The 17,386-nt window shown below is 72.2% G+C and carries 13 protein-coding genes and 2 pseudogenes; 9 read left to right on the top strand and 6 right to left on the bottom strand.

Annotated features, from left to right (window positions below):
- Window positions 1–22: 22 nt before the first annotated feature.
- Window positions 23–775 (bottom strand): hypothetical protein, encoded by a 753-nt coding sequence (locus tag AC07DI_RS08935; RefSeq protein WP_478903188.1) that lies wholly within the window; start codon window positions 773–775, stop codon window positions 23–25.
- Between the two features lie 226 nt (window positions 776–1,001).
- Here AC07DI_RS08935 and AC07DI_RS08930 point away from each other — a divergent pair.
- The 3 genes and pseudogenes from AC07DI_RS08930 to AC07DI_RS08920 form a co-directional block, all read left to right on the top strand.
- Window positions 1,002–1,636: pseudogene (locus AC07DI_RS08930) on the top strand (aldo/keto reductase); the annotation flags it as partial.
- Window positions 1,633–1,761, top strand: a pseudogene (locus tag AC07DI_RS08925) (L-rhamnose mutarotase); the annotation flags it as partial. The pseudogenes AC07DI_RS08930 and AC07DI_RS08925, both read left to right, overlap by 4 nt.
- An 8-nt stretch (window positions 1,762–1,769) precedes the next feature.
- Window positions 1,770–2,627 carry an amidohydrolase family protein gene (locus AC07DI_RS08920; protein ID WP_478903186.1) on the top strand — a complete coding sequence of 286 codons (858 nt, stop codon included), beginning with the start codon at window positions 1,770–1,772 and terminating at the stop codon, window positions 2,625–2,627.
- Here AC07DI_RS08920 and AC07DI_RS08915 read toward each other — a convergent pair.
- A complete protein-coding gene (locus AC07DI_RS08915) occupies window positions 2,615–4,042 on the bottom strand; it encodes a lipase maturation factor family protein (protein WP_478903184.1) in 1,428 nt (475 codons plus the stop codon). The genes AC07DI_RS08920 and AC07DI_RS08915 overlap by 13 nt on opposite strands.
- Before the next feature lie 164 nt (window positions 4,043–4,206).
- On the opposite strand from AC07DI_RS08915, the gene AC07DI_RS08910 reads away from it, so the two are divergent.
- Window positions 4,207–6,306 carry an ATP-binding SpoIIE family protein phosphatase gene (locus AC07DI_RS08910; RefSeq protein ID WP_478903183.1) on the top strand — a complete coding sequence of 700 codons (2,100 nt, stop codon included), beginning with the start codon at window positions 4,207–4,209 and terminating at the stop codon, window positions 6,304–6,306.
- Between the two features lie 9 nt (window positions 6,307–6,315).
- Window positions 6,316–7,176: an Fpg/Nei family DNA glycosylase gene (locus AC07DI_RS08905; RefSeq protein ID WP_478903181.1), complete on the top strand. Its 861-nt coding sequence runs from the start codon at window positions 6,316–6,318 to the stop codon at window positions 7,174–7,176.
- Window positions 7,177–7,261: 85 nt separating this feature from the next.
- On the opposite strand, the gene AC07DI_RS08900 is transcribed toward AC07DI_RS08905, so the two are convergent.
- Window positions 7,262–7,774 (bottom strand): hypothetical protein, encoded by a 513-nt coding sequence (locus tag AC07DI_RS08900; protein WP_384247967.1) that lies wholly within the window; start codon window positions 7,772–7,774, stop codon window positions 7,262–7,264.
- A 289-nt stretch (window positions 7,775–8,063) separates the two neighbouring features.
- On the opposite strand from AC07DI_RS08900, the gene AC07DI_RS08895 reads away from it, so the two are divergent.
- Window positions 8,064–9,287: a CapA family protein gene (locus AC07DI_RS08895; RefSeq protein ID WP_478903180.1), complete on the top strand. Its 1,224-nt coding sequence runs from the start codon at window positions 8,064–8,066 to the stop codon at window positions 9,285–9,287.
- A 34-nt stretch (window positions 9,288–9,321) separates the two neighbouring features.
- Here AC07DI_RS08895 and AC07DI_RS08890 read toward each other — a convergent pair whose 3' ends face one another.
- Window positions 9,322–10,746, bottom strand: coding sequence for an amino acid permease (locus AC07DI_RS08890; RefSeq protein WP_384246920.1), 1,425 nt, complete (start codon window positions 10,744–10,746; stop codon window positions 9,322–9,324).
- A 94-nt stretch (window positions 10,747–10,840) separates the two neighbouring features.
- Complete coding sequence (locus AC07DI_RS08885; protein WP_384246918.1) at window positions 10,841–11,302, bottom strand: universal stress protein; 462 nt, start codon at window positions 11,300–11,302, stop codon at window positions 10,841–10,843.
- 112 nt (window positions 11,303–11,414) lie between these two features.
- On the opposite strand from AC07DI_RS08885, the gene lysX reads away from it, so the two are divergent.
- Window positions 11,415–14,708 (top strand): bifunctional lysylphosphatidylglycerol synthetase/lysine--tRNA ligase LysX, encoded by a 3,294-nt coding sequence (lysX, locus tag AC07DI_RS08880; protein ID WP_478903178.1) that lies wholly within the window; start codon window positions 11,415–11,417, stop codon window positions 14,706–14,708.
- 69 nt (window positions 14,709–14,777) lie between these two features.
- Window positions 14,778–15,620, top strand: a complete 843-nt coding sequence (locus AC07DI_RS08875; protein ID WP_478903177.1) for a polysaccharide deacetylase family protein — start codon at window positions 14,778–14,780, stop codon at window positions 15,618–15,620.
- Between the two features lie 56 nt (window positions 15,621–15,676).
- Here AC07DI_RS08875 and AC07DI_RS08870 read toward each other — a convergent pair whose 3' ends face one another.
- Window positions 15,677–16,357, bottom strand: coding sequence for a class F sortase (locus tag AC07DI_RS08870; RefSeq protein WP_384246911.1), 681 nt, complete (start codon window positions 16,355–16,357; stop codon window positions 15,677–15,679).
- Window positions 16,358–16,706: 349 nt separating this feature from the next.
- On the opposite strand from AC07DI_RS08870, the gene AC07DI_RS08865 reads away from it, so the two are divergent.
- Window positions 16,707–17,201 (top strand): hypothetical protein, encoded by a 495-nt coding sequence (locus AC07DI_RS08865; protein ID WP_384247963.1) that lies wholly within the window; start codon window positions 16,707–16,709, stop codon window positions 17,199–17,201.
- The last annotated feature ends 185 nt before the right edge of the window (window positions 17,202–17,386 follow it).

Raw genomic sequence — 17,386 nt, 5'->3', positions numbered from 1 at the left:
TTGAGCCTCGCCCCACCCGGTTTCAGCCGTCGGCCCGCAGCCACACCCGCAGCGGGCCGACGGGCTCGAATCCCTGGCGGAGCGCGGCCGTGAGGTCATCGCCGTGCTCGTAGCCGACGACCGGTACCCCCGGCCACAGCCGGTCCGTGGCCTGGAGGCAGGAGCGCCACGCCGTGTCCAGGTCGTCGTCGGCGGTGAAGAGGTTGGAGATGCCGACCACCGAGGTGGCGGAGTAGGCGATGGCGCCCGCGACGATCCGGCCGTCGGCGGCTGTACCCGCGAGGAACACCGCTCCCTCGGCGAGCAGCGACGGCCGGAACAGTCCGGCGTTCTCCCTGTCCCCGGTGTCTGCGCCATCGCTCTCCCCCTCACCGCTCCACGCGGCCTCCCACGCCGCAAGCCGTTCGGGGCCCTCGATCGGCTGCCAGCCACCCGGACCCCGGGCACTCCGCCACGCGGGACAGTGGATCCACTGCGCCTCGAACAGGACCTCGAAGCCTGCCGCCGACAGGTCCAGCGTGCCGAAGCTGTCCTTGACCGAGGCGCCGGGCGACGTGGTGTCGATGCGGGGCAGCACGGCCTCCGGTGTCACGTCGGGTGAAAGTGTCACGGCGTCGGGGTACAGCGGGGGAGTCCGCCGGGAGCCGGCCCACAAGCCGCCTTGGGTCGTCCCCGGCACTCCGTGGGAGCGGCAGACGGCAGCGCACCAGTCGGCGTTGTTCTGTACGGCCGCGGGCAGGGGCGGGATGGGAGCGGCGCTTGGGTCGATGATCACCTGGGGATGATGCCAGCACAGGACCCCGCCCGTCGCCCGGTCCGACGAACTGGACGACCTGCGCCGCTGCGACCGCGTGCTCGTGCTCTTCCACGGCCGGATCGTCGCGGAGCACGAGGCGGGATGGACCGAGCACGACCAGATCGCATCCATCGAGGGGGTGGGGAGTCCGACCCCCGCCGGGACGATCCCCGTCGACACGATCCCCGTCGGGACGAGCCCTGCCGACCGGGTCGACGTCGTCTTCCTGCACGACCCCGACCACCACGCCGAGGAAGCCTTCCGCGAGGGCTACCCGGCCCTCGCGAAGCTGCGCTCCGAAGGCGTCGTCGGTGCGATGGGCGCGGGCATGAACCAGGCCGCGATGCTGACCCGCTTTGTCCGCGACACGGACGTCGACGCCGTGCTCTGCGCGGGCCGCTACACACTCCTCGACCACCGGGCCCTCGCCGAGCTGCTGCCCGCGGCGAGCGAGCGGGGCACGTCGGTCGTCATCGGCGGTGTGTTCAACTCCGGCTGCTTGCCGACCCGAAGCCGGGGGCGCGGTTCGACTACGCCGAGGCGCCGCCCGCACTGCTTGCGCGCGCCCGCGCCCTGCGGTGCCTCGCCGAGCGGCACGGCACCACGCTGCGGGCCGCCGTGCTCGCCTTTCCCTTCGGCCACCCCGCCGTCGCCGGCGTGCTGGTCGGCATCCACACGACGGAGCAGGTCATCGACGCCGTCGAGCAGTTCGCGGCGGGCGTCCCCGCGGGCTTCCGGCGGGAGGCACGGGCGCAGGGGCTGCTGCCCGCGGAGGTCCCGGTGCCAGGGGAGGCCTCCCTCGACATAACGGGTGGCGTACCGGGAAAGGACCCCCTGTGAGAATCGCGCTGCACACCAAGGTCCGCGCCGACCGCGTCGAGGAGTACGACGCCGCGCACCGCGAGGTCCCGCCCGGCCTCACCGCCGCCATCCGTGCCGCGGGCGCCGGACTGCCCGTCGTGTGGGAGCTCCCGTGACCGGGGCAGCGCCGTCCCTCGTCGACGCCCACCACCATGTGTGGGACCTGTCCGTGCGCGACCAGGAGTGGCTCACCGGGGACGCCCTCGCGCCGCTCCGCCGGAACTTCTCGCTGAGCGACCTCTTGCCCGAGGCCCGCGCCGCGGGCGTCACCGCCACGGTCCTCGTGCAGACGGTCGCCGTCCCCGAGGAGGCCCCTGAGCTCCTCGCCCTCGCCGCAGGCAGCGACCTGGTCGCGGGAGTCGTCGGCTGGACGGACCTCACCCGCCCCGACGTGGCCGACACACTGGCGACCCTCCGCGAACTCCCGGGCGGCGAGCACCTCGTGGGCGTCCGCCACCAGGTGCAGGGCGAGACGGACCCCGAATGGCTGCTGCGCGCGGACGTCCGCAGGGGCCTCGCCGCCGTCGCCGCGGCGGGCCTCGCCTACGACCTCGTCGTCCTGCCCCACCAACTGCCCGCCTGCGCAAGGGCGGCGGCTGGGCTGCCCGAACTCACCTTCGTACTGGACCACTTGGGGAAACCGCCCATCGTCTCGGGCGCCCTCGAACCCTGGGCCTCGGCGGTCCGCGCGCTCGCCGCCCGCCCCAACACGGTGTGCAAACTCTCCGGCATGGTCACCGAGGCCGACCACGCGACGTGGACGGTGGATGATCTGCGGCCCTACGCGGACACCGTCCTGGCCGCCTTCGGGCCCGGACGGTTGATGTTCGGCTCCGACTGGCCCGTCAGCACCCTCGCCGCGTCCTACGTCGAAGTCCTCGACGCGGCGCGGCTGTTGACCCAGCCCCTCGGCACCGGCGAGAGAGGCGAGGTGTTCGGCGGCACGGCGCGCCGCGTCTACGGCCTCTGAGCCGGCGTGTCGAGCCGCGTCGGCGGCAGGAACTCACGGACGTACGTCCGCTCCCAGCAGGCTCCCGTCGTCCGCAGCTCGCGCCAGGTCGTGAACCGGTAGCGGTAGAGCCGGGCGCGGATGTACGCGGGCGGCGTGCCGGGCGGGAACGGCGAGTGGCGCAGCAGCCGCAGGGTGTCGCGGTCGCCGTCCAGGAGCCGTTCCACCAGCCCGCCGAACCATGACCTGGCGTACGCGGGGGAGAGCCCGGCGAACCACATCATCCAGTCGAGCCGCAGGTGGTAGGGCGCGAACTGGCGCGGCCACCGCCGTACGTCGCCGGGCTTGCCCTTGAACTCGTACGCCCGCCAGTCGGAGTCCTCGCGCGGCACCGGGTCCGCCGTGCCCTCGATGACGATTTCCTGGCGGACCCGGTTGACGCTCCCGAACGCGCCGTACGCGTTGACGAGGTGCAACGGGTCGAACGAGCGGTTCATGACCTGCCGCCGGGACAGCAGATTGCGTAGCGGTCGGTAGCTCAGAGCGAAGAGCGCCGCGGCGACGGCGACGACCACCACCTCGTACCAGAGCGGCGGTTCCGCGACGTCGGGCGCCGGGTGCCAGGCGGACAGGTCCAGGGCGGACAGTGCGAGCACGACGGTGAGCCAGTTGAGCCAGGAGAAGTTGCCGGAGAGGACCAGCCACAGCTGGGTCACGATCATCAGGAGGGCCGCCCACGTCGCCACTTGCCAGGGTGTGAACAGCAGGAAGGGCACGGCGAGCTGGGTGACGTGGTTGGCCGCGACCTCCACCCGGTGCACGGGCCGCGGGAGACGGTGGAAGAACCAGCTCAGCGGGCCGGGCATCGGCTGCGTCTCGTGGTGGAAGTCCAGGCAGGTGAGCTTCCGCCAGCACGCGTCCCCGCGCATCTTGATCAGTCCCGCGCCGAACTCCACGCGGAAGAGCACCCACCGCAGCAGGAACAGCACCAGGACGGGCGGCGCGACCCGGTCGTTGCCGAGGAAGACCGCGAGGAAACCCACCTCCAGGAGCAGCGACTCCCAGCCGAAGCCGTACCAGGTCTGCCCCACGTTCACGATGGAGACGTACAGCGCCCAGGGAACCAGCCACAGCAGCATAGCGCCCCACAGCGGCAGGCGGCCGTCCAGACCGGCGAGCAGCACGGCCGAGACCGCGCACCCCGCCCACGCGCAGAGCGCGAAGAACCGGTCCGAGTAGTGCAGCTGGAACAAGCTCGGCGCCCGCCGGAACGGCACCCGCGCGACGTACTCGGGCACCGGCAGCATCCCGCGCTCCCCGAGCAGCGCGCGGAACTGCAGGGCGGCCCCCAGGAAGGCCACGAGGTAGACCGCGGCCAGCGCCCGCTGGAAGATCAGCCGGCTCAGCCAGTACGCGTCCGCCGAGAACCACTCCACGGGCCTCATTGTGCCGCCGGTGTCGCTTTTCGGCAGAGTACGGCGTGGCGGCGGCGGGGGCCGGTGCTCACCGGCTGATGCTTCCCCTGCGTACCCCCGGGTACCCCTGCGCACCCCCGCTTCCCCCGCGTGCGGGCGTCCGGGGCTCCGCCTAGCGTGGGCCCATGGAGCACGGCCCGGCGGGGCACTGCCGCTGCGGACAGCCGGCCGGGGAGCCGGACGGCTGTTTCCTCGCGCTGTACGGGGCCGCGCTGCACATGGGCCGCTTCGACTGGGACCTGGACACCGGCCTGATGACGATGGACGCCGCCGCCCACGACGTCTTCGACGTCCACCCCGACGAATACGACAACCGGCCGGAGACCCTCGCCTTCCGCGTCCCGACCGTCGAGGCGCACCGCCTGGACCAGACCGTCTCGCACGCCCTGAAGGACGGCAGCGACAGCTACGGCGCGTACTTCCGCATCCGGCGCCGCACCGGCCGACTGCGCTGGACGCACACCCAGGCCTGCATCGAGCGGGATGCCACGGGCCGGCCGCGCCGCATCGTGGGGATCGTCAGGGATGCGACGCGGGAGCTCGGCGACAGCCCGGCCGCGCTGCGCGAGCGCGCTGAAGAGGAGGCCGACCGGCGCCGCACGACCAGCATCGTGCAGGGCACCACGGCGGCCCTCGCGCACGCCCGCACGGTGCGGGACGTCATCGACGTGCTCCGGGACACCCACGGCCTCGCCCACCTGGGGGCCTCGAACCTCGTCATGGGCCTCGTCGAGGCCGGACGGATCCGGCTCGTGGCCGAGGGGCCCGCCGGCAGCTTCGTCCCCGGCACCCGCCTCACGGGCGTCGACGAGGAGTACCCGATGAGCGAGGTCGCCCGCACCCTCGCCCCGCGCTACATCGACACCGCCGACGACTTCGCGGAGTCCTACCCGCGGCTCTGGCCGCACATCGACGAGCTCGGCATCACCGCGGCCGCGTATCTGCCGCTGATCGCGCAGGGCCGCGCCATCGGCGTCCTCGGCCTGCTCTACGAGGACAAGACGGGCTTCACGACGGAGGAGCGCAACGTCCTGGTCGCGCTGAGCAGCAGCATCGCCCAGAGCCTGCAGCGCGCCATGTTCTACGAGCAGGAGAAGGACCTCGCCCAAGGCCTCCAGCAGGCCATGCTGCCGCGCAGCATCCCCGGCGTGCCGGGCGCGGAGATCGCCGTACGGTACCGCTCGGCGGCGCTCGGCCGGGACATCGGCGGCGACTGGTACGACGTGATCCCGTTGCCCGGCGGCCGGGTCGGCGCCGTCATCGGCGACGTCCAGGGCCACGACACGCACGCCGCCGCCGTCATGGGGCAGCTCCGCATCGTGCTGCGCGCCTACGCCACCGAGGGGCACACCCCCGCCACCGTCATGGCCCGCGCCTCCGGCTTCCTCCACGAACTGGACACCGACCGCTTTGCCACCTGTCTCTATGCGGAGGCGGACCTGTCGACCGGCGTGGTCCAGTTCGTCAGGGCCGGCCATCTCGACCCGCTCGTACAGGACACCGACGGCTCCTGCCGCCGCGTGCCGGTCGACGGCGGCCTGCCGCTCGGCCTGTCCGCCGAGTTCGGCCGTCTCGACTACCCCGTCACCACCCTCGAACTCGACCCGGGGCAGACCCTGCTGCTCTGCACCGACGGTCTCGTGGAGGTGCCGGGCGCCGACCTGGACGACGGGATGCGGGCGCTCTCGGAACTCGCCGCCGTCGGCCCCCGCCACCTGCAGCGGCTCGCCGACCGGCTCTGCGGCATCATCGACGGCCGCGGCGGGAACGACGACGCCGCGCTTCTCCTGTTGCGCCGCCGCGAGCTCGACGCGCCGCGTACCGGCGGCCGCCTCCAGCAGCACGTCGCGCCGAGCGACCCCGAGGCACTCGCCGACGCCCGGCACATGATCAGGGCGGCGGTGCGGGCCTGGGGCGCGGGCGAGCGGGCCGACGAGATCGAACTGGTCGCCGACGAGGTGATCACCAATGCCCTGATGCACACCGACGGCGCCGCGGTCGTGACCCTGCGCGTCCTGAGCGGTACCGACCGGCGGCTGCGCGTCGACGTCGAGGACTCCTCCAGCGCTCTGCCGCGCCGCCGTGACGCCGGCGAGTCGGGGGTGTCGGGCCGCGGCCTGCTCCTGGTGGACCGGCTCGCGGACGGGTGGGGCGTGGAGGCGCGCGGCGGCGGGAAATGCGTGTGGTGCGAGTTCGTCGTGCCCGGCGCGAAGACAAGGGGTTGAGGGAGAGCCATGCCGGAACTGCCCGAAGTCGAGGCCCTCAGGGACTTCCTGACGGGCCATCTGGTCGGCCGCGAGATCGTGCGCGTACTGCCCGCGGCGATCAGCGTCCTCAAGACGTACGACCCGCCGCTCACCGCCCTCGAAGGCCGCACCGTCACCGCGGTGGAGCGGCACGGCAAGTTCCTCGACATCGACGCCGACGGTCCGCACCTGGTCACCCATCTCGCCCGCGCGGGCTGGCTGCGCTGGTACGACCGGCTCCCCGAAGGCGTCCCGCGCCCCGGCAAGGGCCCGCTGGCGCTCCGCGTCGCCCTGGAGACGGGGGAGGGCTTCGACCTCACGGAGGCGGGCACGCAGAAGCGTCTCGCGGTGTACGTCACCGAGTCGCCGGAGCGGATCCCGGGCATCGCGCGCCTCGGCCCCGACCCGCTGGCGGCCGACTTCGACGAGGAGCGCTTCGCCGGGCTCCTGGCGGGTGAACGGCGCCAGATCAAGGGGGCGCTGCGCGATCAGAGCCTGATCGCGGGCATCGGGAACGCGTACAGCGACGAGATTCTGCACGCGGCCCGCATGTCGCCGTTCCGGCTCACGTCGAGCCTCACGAAGGAGGAAGTCCATGGGCTGCATGTGGCGTTGCTGGATACGTTGAACCAGGCGGTGGAGCGCTCGCGCGGTGTCGCCGCGGGCCGCCTCAAGGCGGAGAAGAAGGGCGGCCTGCGCGTGCACGGCCGTACCGGCGAGCCGTGCCCGGTGTGCGGCGACACGGTCCGCGAGGTCTCCTTCGCGGACTCCTCGCTGCAGTACTGCCCGACGTGCCAGACGGGCGGCAAACTGCTCGCGGACCGGCGGATGTCGCGGCTGCTGAAGTAGCGACGGGCTTGGGCCCGGCTCCGAACCGGCGCTGAGTCGGCCCCGAACCGGCCCCGAACCGGGGCCGAGTCCGCCACGAACCGGCTCAGAACAGATGGATCGCCAGGTGCCCCAGCGGCAGCCCGAGCCGCCACGCCGGGGTCCACACCTTCGGTCCGTCCTCCTCGCCCTGCACCGCACGGCCGGGCACCGCGTCCAGGTCGGGCGCGAGCAGCTCGGTCTCCTGCAGCCAGCGCCATGCCAGGTCGGCGAGTTCCAGATCGGGCCGGGGCCCGCCGGAGGCGACGGCCTCCGCCGTGAGCTGTGTCATGCGGCGGCGGACCCAGTCCTGCCACGGCTGGCTGTAGGCGGTCAGCGTCAGCCACGTCTCCAGCTGCGAGACCACGCGGATCCCGGCCAGCTCGCCCTTGCTGTCCGACAGGAAGATCGTCAGCGCCAGGGCGTCGCGTCCCGCCCGGTACTCGAAGGAGGTGGGCGGCATCAGATCGCCGGTGCGCAGCAGTTCGTCGGCGATGTACTCGGCGTACAACCACGCCATGGGCACAGCCAGTTCGCCGCCCTGGGGGCCCTCGGTGTTGCCTCTGCTCTCGTGCCGCATCCGCTCCGCCTTCCTCCGGTCCGTGCGCGTCACCGGCCTCTGGCCCCCCAATCCGGCACACGGTGAGGACAGCCGATTACCCGGGAGGGGGGTCGGGCAAGGCGCTTTGCAAACCCTTGACCCGGCCTCCGGTTTCACCGCAGGTGAGCCGCCCTGTGTTGTTCGCGTCACAGGCTCACCCATTTGACGCCGTTTCAGGGTGCCTGACGGCTTTGGTCCTTGATTTGCCCATGGCTCCGTATGTAGATGCGTTTAGCCGACTATCGTCCCCAGTCACGGAGCCCGCTCGATGACGCAGCGCGTACGCACCCCACGGCACATCAGACCCCCTTCCACCTCCCCGAACACCCGCCTGGGCCTGCGCACGCGCCCCACGACGGCAGCGGCGGCGGTCCTTCTGCGCGCGGGCATCGCGGGCATCGTGGGCATCGCGGGCTGCTCGGCCCCGCCGCCGGCGTGGCTCGGCGGCTCCGCGGCCGGGAAGCACCCCTTCACGCTCGTCGCCTCCGGTGACGTCCTGCCGCACGCCTCGATCATCCGTCAGGCCAACGCCGACGCGGGCGGCGACGGCTACGACTTCGCGCCGATGCTCGCGGGCGCCAAGCCCGTCGTCTCCCAGGCCGACCTGGCGATCTGCCACATGGAGACGGTCTACGGCGCGGACGGCGACTACACCGGCTACCCCACCTTCAAGTCGCCGCCCCAGGTGGCCCGCGCCCTCAAGGCCACCGGCTACGACGCCTGCTCCACCGCCTCCAACCACACCCTGGACGACGGCGCGGCAGGAGTGCGCCGCACCCTGGACGCGCTGGACAAGGCGGGGGTCAAGCACGCGGGTTCGGCCCGCTCGGCCGCCGAGGACAAGCGTCCGGCCTGGCTGCGGGCGGGCGGCGCGAAGGTCGCGCAACTCGCGTACACCTACGGAACGAACGGCTATCCGCTGCCGAAGGGCAAGCCCTGGACGGTCGACCTCATCGACCGCGCGAAGATCGTCGCGGACGCCCGTGCGGCACGGAAGGCGGGCGCCGACGTCGTAGTCGTCAGCCTGCACTGGGGCTCGGAGTGGCAGGACGAGCCCGACCGGCAGCAGCTGCGGCTCGGCAACCAGCTCACCGCGTCCCGCACGGACGGGCGCCCCGACATCGACCTGCTGCTCGGCACGCACGCCCATGTGCCGCAGGCCTACGAGAAGGTGAACGGCACCTGGGTCATCTACGGCATGGGGGACCAGATCGCCGGCGCCATGATCAACCACGAGGGCGCCGACGACCCGCGCGGCAACCAGGGCACCATCGGCCGCTTCACCTTCGAGCCGCCCGCGCGCGCCGGTGCCCGCTGGCAGGTGACGAAGGCCGAGTTCCTGCCGATGTGGTTCAACACGGACACCGGCCGCGTCATCGACCTCAACAAGGCGCTGGAGCGCGGCACGGACGTGCGCGATGTGCGCGACCGCATCCGCCGCGTCGTGCTCAGCCGGGGCGCAGGCAAGCAGGGCCTGGTCATGGGCGAGTAGCCCCGCGGGCGCGATGCGCAGCGCCTGCGGGACCTCACGCCCCTGCGGCCCGGTCCGCCTTCGCCAGCTCCGACTTGCGGTACGAGTACCCGAAGTACACGACGAGGCCGAGCACGAACCACACGGCGAACCGCACCCAGGTCTGCCACTGCAGGAACGTGATCAGCCAGATGGAGAAGACCACCCCGACCGCCGGCACCACCGGCATCCCCGGGCAGCGGAAGGTGCGCGGCAGCTCCGGCCGCTTGTAGCGCAGCACGATCACCGCGACACACACCACGACGAACGCCAGCAGGATCCCGATGTTGGTCAGTTCGGCCGCCTCGCCGATCGGCAGGAACCCGGCGATGGCGGCCGACGCGACCCCGACGATCCACGTCACGCGCGTCGGCACGTGCCGCGTCGGATGCGTCTTGGCGAACCACTTGGGAAGGAGACCGTCCCGGCTCATCGAGAACCACACACGGGTGCACCCGAGCATGAACGTGAACATCACCGTGAGGATGCCGATGATCGCGCCCACCGCGATGACGTCCGCGAGACCGCCGAGCCCCACCGACTTGAAGGCCGTGGAGAAGCCGCTCTCCGGGTCGACGTCCTTATAGCTCTGCATGCCGGTCAGGACCAGGCAGGCGAGGACGTAGAGGACCATCGAGATGGCGAGGGAGTAGAGGATCGCCTTCGGCATGTGCCGCTGCGCGTCCTTGGACTCCTCCGCCGCCGTACTCATCGCGTCGTACCCGAAGACGGCGAAGAAGACGGTCGCGGCGCCCGTGAACGCGCCGCTGATCCCGTAGGGGAAGAACGGCTCGTAGTTCCCGGTCTCGATGTGGAAGAAGCCGACCGCGATCACGACGAGCACCACGATCACCTTGAGCACGACCACGATCAGCTCGAAGCGCGCGGCGTTCTTGATGCCGAGGGTGAGCAGGTACGCGATGAACAGGCACAGCACCGCGGCGAACAGGTCGACCTTGTGCCCGTCGCCGGTGCCCGGCGCGCCCATCATCCAGTGCGGCAGTTCCGCCCCCAGCTCCTCGACCAGGAAGCCGAAGTAGCCGGAGATGCCGATCGCCACGACGGCGACGATCGCGGTGTACTCCAGAAGCAGGTCCCAGCCGATGAACCAGCCGGTCAGCTCGCCGAGCACCACATAGCCGTAGGTGTAGGCGGAGCCCGCCTTCGGGATCATGCCCGCGAACTCGGCGTACGAGAAGGCGGCGGCGGCGCTCGCGACGCCCGCGATCAGGAAGGAGACAAGGACCGCGGGCCCCGCGGTGCCGTTCGCGACGGCGCCCGCGAGGCTGAAGATGCCGGCACCGATGATGCCGCCGACCCCGATCGCGGTGAGCTGCCAGAGCCCCAGCGTCCTGGAGAGACCGCCGCCCGCCTCTGTCTCGTCGATGTGCTCGATGGGCTTGCGGCGCAGTACGCCCTGTCCCATCCGGAGTCCCGGCATGAGCTCCACCTCTTCGCAGACGGGGTCGGCTGATGGCGGATCATGATGGCCCAGCCGGGGGCCCGAGGGAAGACGCCACACCCTGTGGAGACCGTTACGGCACCACGGTCACCGGCCAGCGGCCCGTCTTCACCAGGCGTACGGCGACCGAGCCGACGATGCGGTGGCCCGCCTGCTCGGAGGCGCCGACGACCACGGCGTCGGCCTTCAGGTCGTCGGCGGCGGTGACCAGACCGGTGAAGGGGTCACCGCGGAAGGTGTGGAACTCCCACCGGACGTCGAATATGCCCTTCACCCGCTCGGTGGCGGACCTGATCTCCGCGATCAGCCCCTCGGCGATCTCGTCGGTGGTCTCGGCCACCGGAGCGCCGAACGCGGCCCCCGCCGCGAGAACCGGCTGGATGTACACCACCGCGAGCAGGGCCCGCTGCCGCCTGGCCAGGCCTCCGGCGTACGCCGCCGCCCGCAGAGACGTATCGGAGCCGTCGACTCCGACGACGATGACTTTCGGCCCGTCGGTGCCGCGTTCGAACTGCTGGGACTGGTCTTCGCTCACGACGAGAGGTTAGCGGAGGCACTCATACCGCCTGCGCTCCGGGCACCCGGGCCCCGTTCTGCCGCCCCCGCTCGACGCGCGCGGCGGCCCCGCTCTTCCTAGAGTCGTGCCCATGACGGTCAGCACGGAGGAGCCCGGGCCCTGCGGGCGCACGCGCGCCGGCGGCGGCTTCCTCGGCCGGGTCCCGGAGGGCTTCGCCGCCTTCTTCGGCGGCCTCGGCGTCTTCTGCGCGGTCCTTGCGGTGATCGCCCCGCTGCGCCGCCTCCTCATGCCCGTCATCCGCGTCCTCGACCTCGTCACGGTCCCGGTCAGCGCGAACCTCGCGTACGCCGTCTTCCTCTTCCTGCTCGCCGCCGCGACAGCCGCCCGCAAGAAGGTCGCGTGGTGGCTGGTCGTCAGCTATCTGGGGCTGCTTCTCGCCTTCGACGTGCTCGGCGCGGCGCTCGGCTTCTGGGCCGAGTCGCTGCCGTCCTTCGTGGTCTGCGGCATCGCCTTCGTCCTGCTGATCCTGGCCCGCCAGGAGTTCTCCGCGGACTCCCGGCGCGGCGCCGTACGGCGGGCCGTGGCGGTCCTGGTGGCGGGCCTCGGCCTCGCGAGCCTCCTCGGCTGGGGACTGGTGGAGCTGTTCCCCGGCACGCTGGTGCGCGGGGAGCGCCTGCTGTGGGCGGCGAACCGGGTCTGCGGCGGGCTGATCCACGGCCGCGACTACTTCGACGGCGCCCCCTCGCGCGGCCTCCACTTCTGGCTCGGCCTGTTCGGCGCCCTCGCCCTGCTGAACGCCGCCGCCACCCTCTTCCGCTCCCAGCGCATGGAAGCGGCCCTGCACGGCGACGAGGAGCCCCGCATCCGCGCCCTGCTCGGGGCGTACGGGGCGCAGGACTCGCTCGGCTACTTCGCCACCCGGCGCGACAAGGCCGTCGTCTTCTCGCCCAGCGGCAAGGCCGCCGTCACCTACCGCGTGGAGGCCGGCGTCTGCCTGGCCAGCGGCGACCCCGTGGGCGACCGCGAGGCCTGGCCGCACGCGATCGGCGCCTGGCTGGACGTCGCCAGGCGGTACGCCTGGCAGCCCGCCGTCATGGGCGCGTCCGAGGACGGCGCCACCGCGTACGCCCGCGCCGGGCTCGGCGCGCTGCAACTCGGCGACGAGGCGATCCTGCACGTCGCGCAGTTCGATCTGGACGGCCGCGACATGCGCGTCACCCGCCAGGCCGTGAACCGGGTCCGCCGCACCGGCGCCACCGCCCGGGTCCGCAGGCACTCCACCCTCACCGACGAGGAGATGGAGGAGATCATCGACAAGGCCGACGCCTGGCGGGACACCGAGACCGAGCGCGGCTTCTCCATGGCCCTCGACCGGCTCGGCGACCCCGAGGACGGTGACTGCCTCCTCGTCGAGGCGCTGGGCGCCGACGGCAAGCTCCTCGCGCTGCTCTCCCTCGTCCCCTGGGGCAGGGACGGCATCTCCCTCGACCTGATGCGCCGCGACCGGACCGCGCCGAACGGTGTCATGGAGTTCATGGTCGCCGAGCTCTGCGCCGCCGCGCCCCGGCTCGGAGTGCGGCGCGTCTCGCTGAACTTCGCCGTGTTCCGCTCGGTCTTCGAGGAGGGCGGCCGCATCGGCGCGGGGCCCGTGCTGCGGCTGTGGCGCAAGCTGCTCCTGTTCTTCTCCAAATGGTGGCAGCTGGAGGCCCTCTACCGCTCGAACGCCAAGTACCACCCGGAGTGGTACCCGCGTTTCATCTGCTACGGCGACAGCGGCGCCCTCGCCCGGATCAGCCTGGCGTCGGGCATCGCCGAGGGCTTCGTCTCCGTGCCGTCGCTGCGCAAACTCTGGGGCAAGGGCCACAAGCCGCGCGGCGTCGACCGGCCCACGACCACCGAGGGCCTCCCCTCCATCGCCGCGCTCGGCCTCGCGGACCAGGACCCCGCCGCCGACCCTGTGTCGAGGCTCCCGGAACAGATCCGCGTCCGCCACCGCAAACTCGACCGACTGCGCGCCGGGGGAGTCGACCCCTACCCGGTCGGCCTCGCTCCCCGCACCCATGAACTGGCCCGCGTGAACCGCCAGCTGACGGGGCAACAGGTGTCGGTCGCGGGCCGTGTCATGCTCGTACGCGACTTCGGCGGCATCGTCTTCGCCGTGCTGCGCGACTGGTCGGGCGACCTGCAGCTCGCCCTCGCCCGCGACACCTCGGGCCCCGGCGTCCTGGCCGGCTTCACCGACGCCACCGACATCGGCGACCACATCGCCGCCACCGGCACGGTCGGCACCAGCGACCGGGGCGAGCTCACCGTCTTCGTCACCGAATGGCGGCTCACCGGCAAGTGTCTGCGCCCGCTGCCCGACAAGCGCCGCGGCCTGACCGACCCCGAGGCCAAGGTCCGCCGCCGCTACCTCGACCTGATCGCGACCCCCGGCGCACGCGACGTGGTGCGGTTCCGCTCCACCGCCGTGCAGGCGCTGCGCCAGGGCCTCCTCGACCGCGGCTACCTCGAGGTCGAGACGCCGATGCTCCAGCAGATCCACGGCGGCGCCAACGCCCGCCCCTTCACCACCCACATCAACGCCTACGACCTCGACCTGTACCTGCGCATCGCCCCCGAGCTGTACCTGAAGCGGCTCTGCGTCGGCGGCATGGAGAAGGTCTTCGAGATGGGCCGCACCTTCCGCAACGAAGGCGTCTCCTACAAGCACAACCCCGAGTTCACGATGTTGGAGGCCTACCAGGCCTTCGCCGACTACGACGTGATGCTCGACCTCACCCGCGAGCTCGTCCAGTCCGCCGCGACCGCCGCCTTCGGCTCGCCAGTCGCCCGCAGGGCCGACGCCGGAGGCAGGCTCGTCGAGCACGACATCTCCGGGCCCTGGCCGGTCAAGACCGTGTACGGCGCGCTCTCCGAGGAGCTCGGCGACGAGGTCGACGCCGGCACTCCGCTCACCGTCCTGCACCGGCACTGCGACCGCGCCGCCGTCCCCTACACCGCGGACGACGGCCGCGGCGACGTCGTCCTCGAAATGTACGAGCGGCTCGTCGAGGAGAAGACGGAGCTGCCCACCTTCTACAAGGACTTCCCCACCGACGTCTCCCCGCTCACCCGCCGGCACCGCACGGACCCGCGGCTCGCCGAACGCTGGGACCTCGTCGCCTTCGGCACCGAACTGGGCACCGCCTACTCCGAGTTGACCGACCCCGTGGAGCAGCGCCGCCGACTCACCGCGCAGTCGCTGCTCGCCGCCGGGGGAGACCCCGAGGCCATGGAGCTCGACGAGGACTTCCTCGACGCCCTGGAGTACGCGATGCCGCCCACCGGCGGACTCGGCATCGGCGTCGACCGGCTCGTCATGTTCCTCACCGGTCTGACCATCCGGGAGACCCTGCCCTTCCCCCTCGTCCGCCGCGTCTGATCGGGTGCTTTCGGGGGGCGCCCCGTGTTGATGGTCCGCACGGGCCTTCGACCGTGCGACGGATTACTCATGAAAGATGATGAGCTGACTCCAGGGCGCCGGGTCCTGCTCCGGGCGGCGGCGATGCTGGGCCTCGGCGCGAGCGCGGGATGCGCGGCCGACCGTGCGCCCGCTCCGGGACCCGCCGCTGCCGCGAGGACGCCCGCCGGGGGCCCGCAGGCCGCGCGGCTCCGGGGGCCCTCCGCGTACCGCCTGCAGCCCATGGCGGGCTACGCCCCCGGGCGCCCCGGCCGGACCCTGCCCCGCGTACGCGAGGCGCCCATCCTGCGGATGCCGGGACGCGAGCCGACGATGGTGCTGACCTTCGACGACGGGCCCGACCCGCGCTACACCCCGCACATCCTGCGGACACTGCGCGAGTACGAGGTCCGCGCGATGTTCTTCGTGTGCGGTGAGATGGCCGTCGACAACAAGGACCTGCTCCGCGAGATGGCCGACGACGGGCATCTGATCGGCAACCACACCTGGAGCCACCCGCTGCTGACCCGGCTCCACCGGGCCGGGATGCGCGAGGAGATCGAGCGGACCTGCGAGGTCATCGAGAACGCGACAGGCGAGCCCCCCGCCTGGTTCCGGGCCCCCTACGGCGCGTGGAACCGCAACGCCTTCCAATTGGGCGCCGGGCTCGGCATGGAGCCGTTGGCCTGGACCGTCGACACTCTCGACTGGACCGAACCGGGGGCGCGGACCATCGTGCGGCGGGTGCGCGAGGGCGCAGGGCCCGGGGTCGTGGTGCTCTCGCACGACGCGGGCGGCGACCGCTCGGCCAGCGTCGAGGCGCTGAGCTCCTACCTTCCGGAACTGCTTGACTCCGGCTATCACCTCACCGTGCCGCGGAGTGACCTGTTCTGAGAGCTCGTGCGGCGCGTGCCGCTCGTCCGCCTGGTTCCCGTGTCGAAGACAGGCTCTCAGCGCACGGCGACCAGTCGGGCGAACACCACGACGTTCCCGTCGTATCCGGCCCGTTTCGAGAAGCCGCCGCCACAGGTGATGACGCGCAATTCGGGAGTTCCACTGTTCCCGTAGACCCGCTCGCCCGGGAAAGTGGCCTTGTCGAACACCTCGACGCCGTAGATCTTGAAAATCGCCGTCTTCTTGTCCCGGCGCCTGACCTCGACGTGATTTCCCTTCTTCAGCGAACCCAGACCGTAGAAGACGGCCGGGCCCTGCCGGTTGTCCACATGGCCGACGATCACGGCCGTGCCCTTCTCGCCGGGCGACACGGCGCCGGTGAACCAGCCCGCGAGGTTCGGGTCGTCGGGCGGCGGCGCGTCCACCCAGCCCTCCGCGTCCAGTCCCACCTGCATGATCGGCGCATCCACCTGGATGCCTTTGATGCGTACGCGCTCGGCGGGTGAGAAGGCCAGGGGTGCCGGGGCGCCGGCGACGGCTTCGGGTGTGCGGTCCGCGGCCGCGGCGGACGCGGGCTGCGGCGGGCCGACGTCGAATTCCCCCGAACCATTTCGGATCAGCGCGAGGCCGGTCAGCAGAACGAGCGCCATCACGCCCCACGGGGCGCGCTTCCTCGGCTTCTCGTCCTCCTGGACTTCCTGGAATTCGAAATCGTCGGCCGGATGGGACGAAGGCATTCTCTATCCCCTCTCAACGCGGCAGGCACGCCGCGTCCGTTGCGCGTACCAGCACGCTAAGCGTGGCGCGCGCGGCGTGCGAAAGGGCGGGAGCGAACGGGTGGCGCGGGGGCCGGGGTGCGCCATCCGAGTGCGCCTCCGGCAGGAACTTTCTGACAGACCGTGACCTGCGGTGATGTCGGGTCGAACGCACGTGCCTCGGCGTGTCGTCTCACCAGGACGGCCGATCGCCGAAATGCGGCCTCGCGCACGGCATCTGAGGGTCAGTCTGGGAGGCGCTCTCGCCGATCGACCGGGGACGGTAGCCCCGGGGCGTCTTCCGCGGAGGATTGCCATGCGTACATCCCGTATGCGGACCACTCATGCCCTCGCGGTCGCCGCCGCGGCCGTCGGGGCCGTCGGGCTCGCCGCCCCGGCCGCGTCCGCCTGGGCCGACCCGACCAACATCGTGGCGATGCCCAGTGTGGTCCCGAGAGGGGGTCATCTGACGGTCACCGTCGACGGCTCGTCCTGCCAGTCGCAGGGCAGCAAGGTCACGTCACCCGCCTTCCCCGACGCGAAGCTGGAAGGCATCCCGGGCGGCACCGCGGTGAGCGCCACCGCGGCCGTCCACCAGCACGTGCGCCCGGGCGCGTACGACATCACGGCCCACTGCGGGGGCAAGACCCTGGTCCGCCCGGCCGCGTTCACCGTCATCCACGGCGGTGTGCGCGGTGGCTTCGGCGGCAGCACGAACTCCGGCGCGACCGGCACCGACATGGCGATCGGCGGTGCGCTGGTCACCGCCGCGCTGGTCGGCGGCGGGGTCTTCTGGATGCGTCGCCGGGCCGAGAACCGGGCCTAGGCTCCGGCCGGATCTGCGGCCGGATCTGCGGCCGGGTCCGGGAAACGGGTCCGGACTTTCCCGCCGGTCCCGGGAGTTGGGCCCTCCGGGCCGGGGCGCCCCCCTTCCGCTCCGTGCCCGGTGTGCCCTTCTCGTACCGACGGGAACAGCTCGTACCGACGGTGCCGGCGCTTCGTCCCCGGGAT

This window comes from Streptomyces sp. NPDC044106 (assembly GCF_056433985.1).
Note: the sequence above shows the minus strand (reverse complement) of the source record. Positions and strands in the feature narration are given on the sequence as shown.

Excerpts from the sequence above, each read along its gene's own strand:
- AC07DI_RS08910 (WP_478903183.1), top strand. The coding sequence starts at position 4,207 with ATGGAGCACGGCCCGGCGGGGCACTGCCGCTGCGGACAGCCGGCCGGG.
- AC07DI_RS08905 (WP_478903181.1), top strand. The coding sequence starts at position 6,316 with ATGCCGGAACTGCCCGAAGTCGAGGCCCTCAGGGACTTCCTGACGGGC.
- AC07DI_RS08900 (WP_384247967.1), bottom strand. The coding sequence starts at position 7,774 with ATGCGGCACGAGAGCAGAGGCAACACCGAGGGCCCCCAGGGCGGCGAA.
- AC07DI_RS08895 (WP_478903180.1), top strand. The coding sequence starts at position 8,064 with ATGACGCAGCGCGTACGCACCCCACGGCACATCAGACCCCCTTCCACC.
- AC07DI_RS08890 (WP_384246920.1), bottom strand. The coding sequence starts at position 10,746 with ATGCCGGGACTCCGGATGGGACAGGGCGTACTGCGCCGCAAGCCCATC.
- lysX (WP_478903178.1), top strand. The coding sequence starts at position 11,415 with ATGACGGTCAGCACGGAGGAGCCCGGGCCCTGCGGGCGCACGCGCGCC.
- AC07DI_RS08875 (WP_478903177.1), top strand. The coding sequence starts at position 14,778 with ATGAAAGATGATGAGCTGACTCCAGGGCGCCGGGTCCTGCTCCGGGCG.
- AC07DI_RS08870 (WP_384246911.1), bottom strand. The coding sequence starts at position 16,357 with ATGCCTTCGTCCCATCCGGCCGACGATTTCGAATTCCAGGAAGTCCAG.
- AC07DI_RS08865 (WP_384247963.1), top strand. The coding sequence starts at position 16,707 with ATGCGGACCACTCATGCCCTCGCGGTCGCCGCCGCGGCCGTCGGGGCC.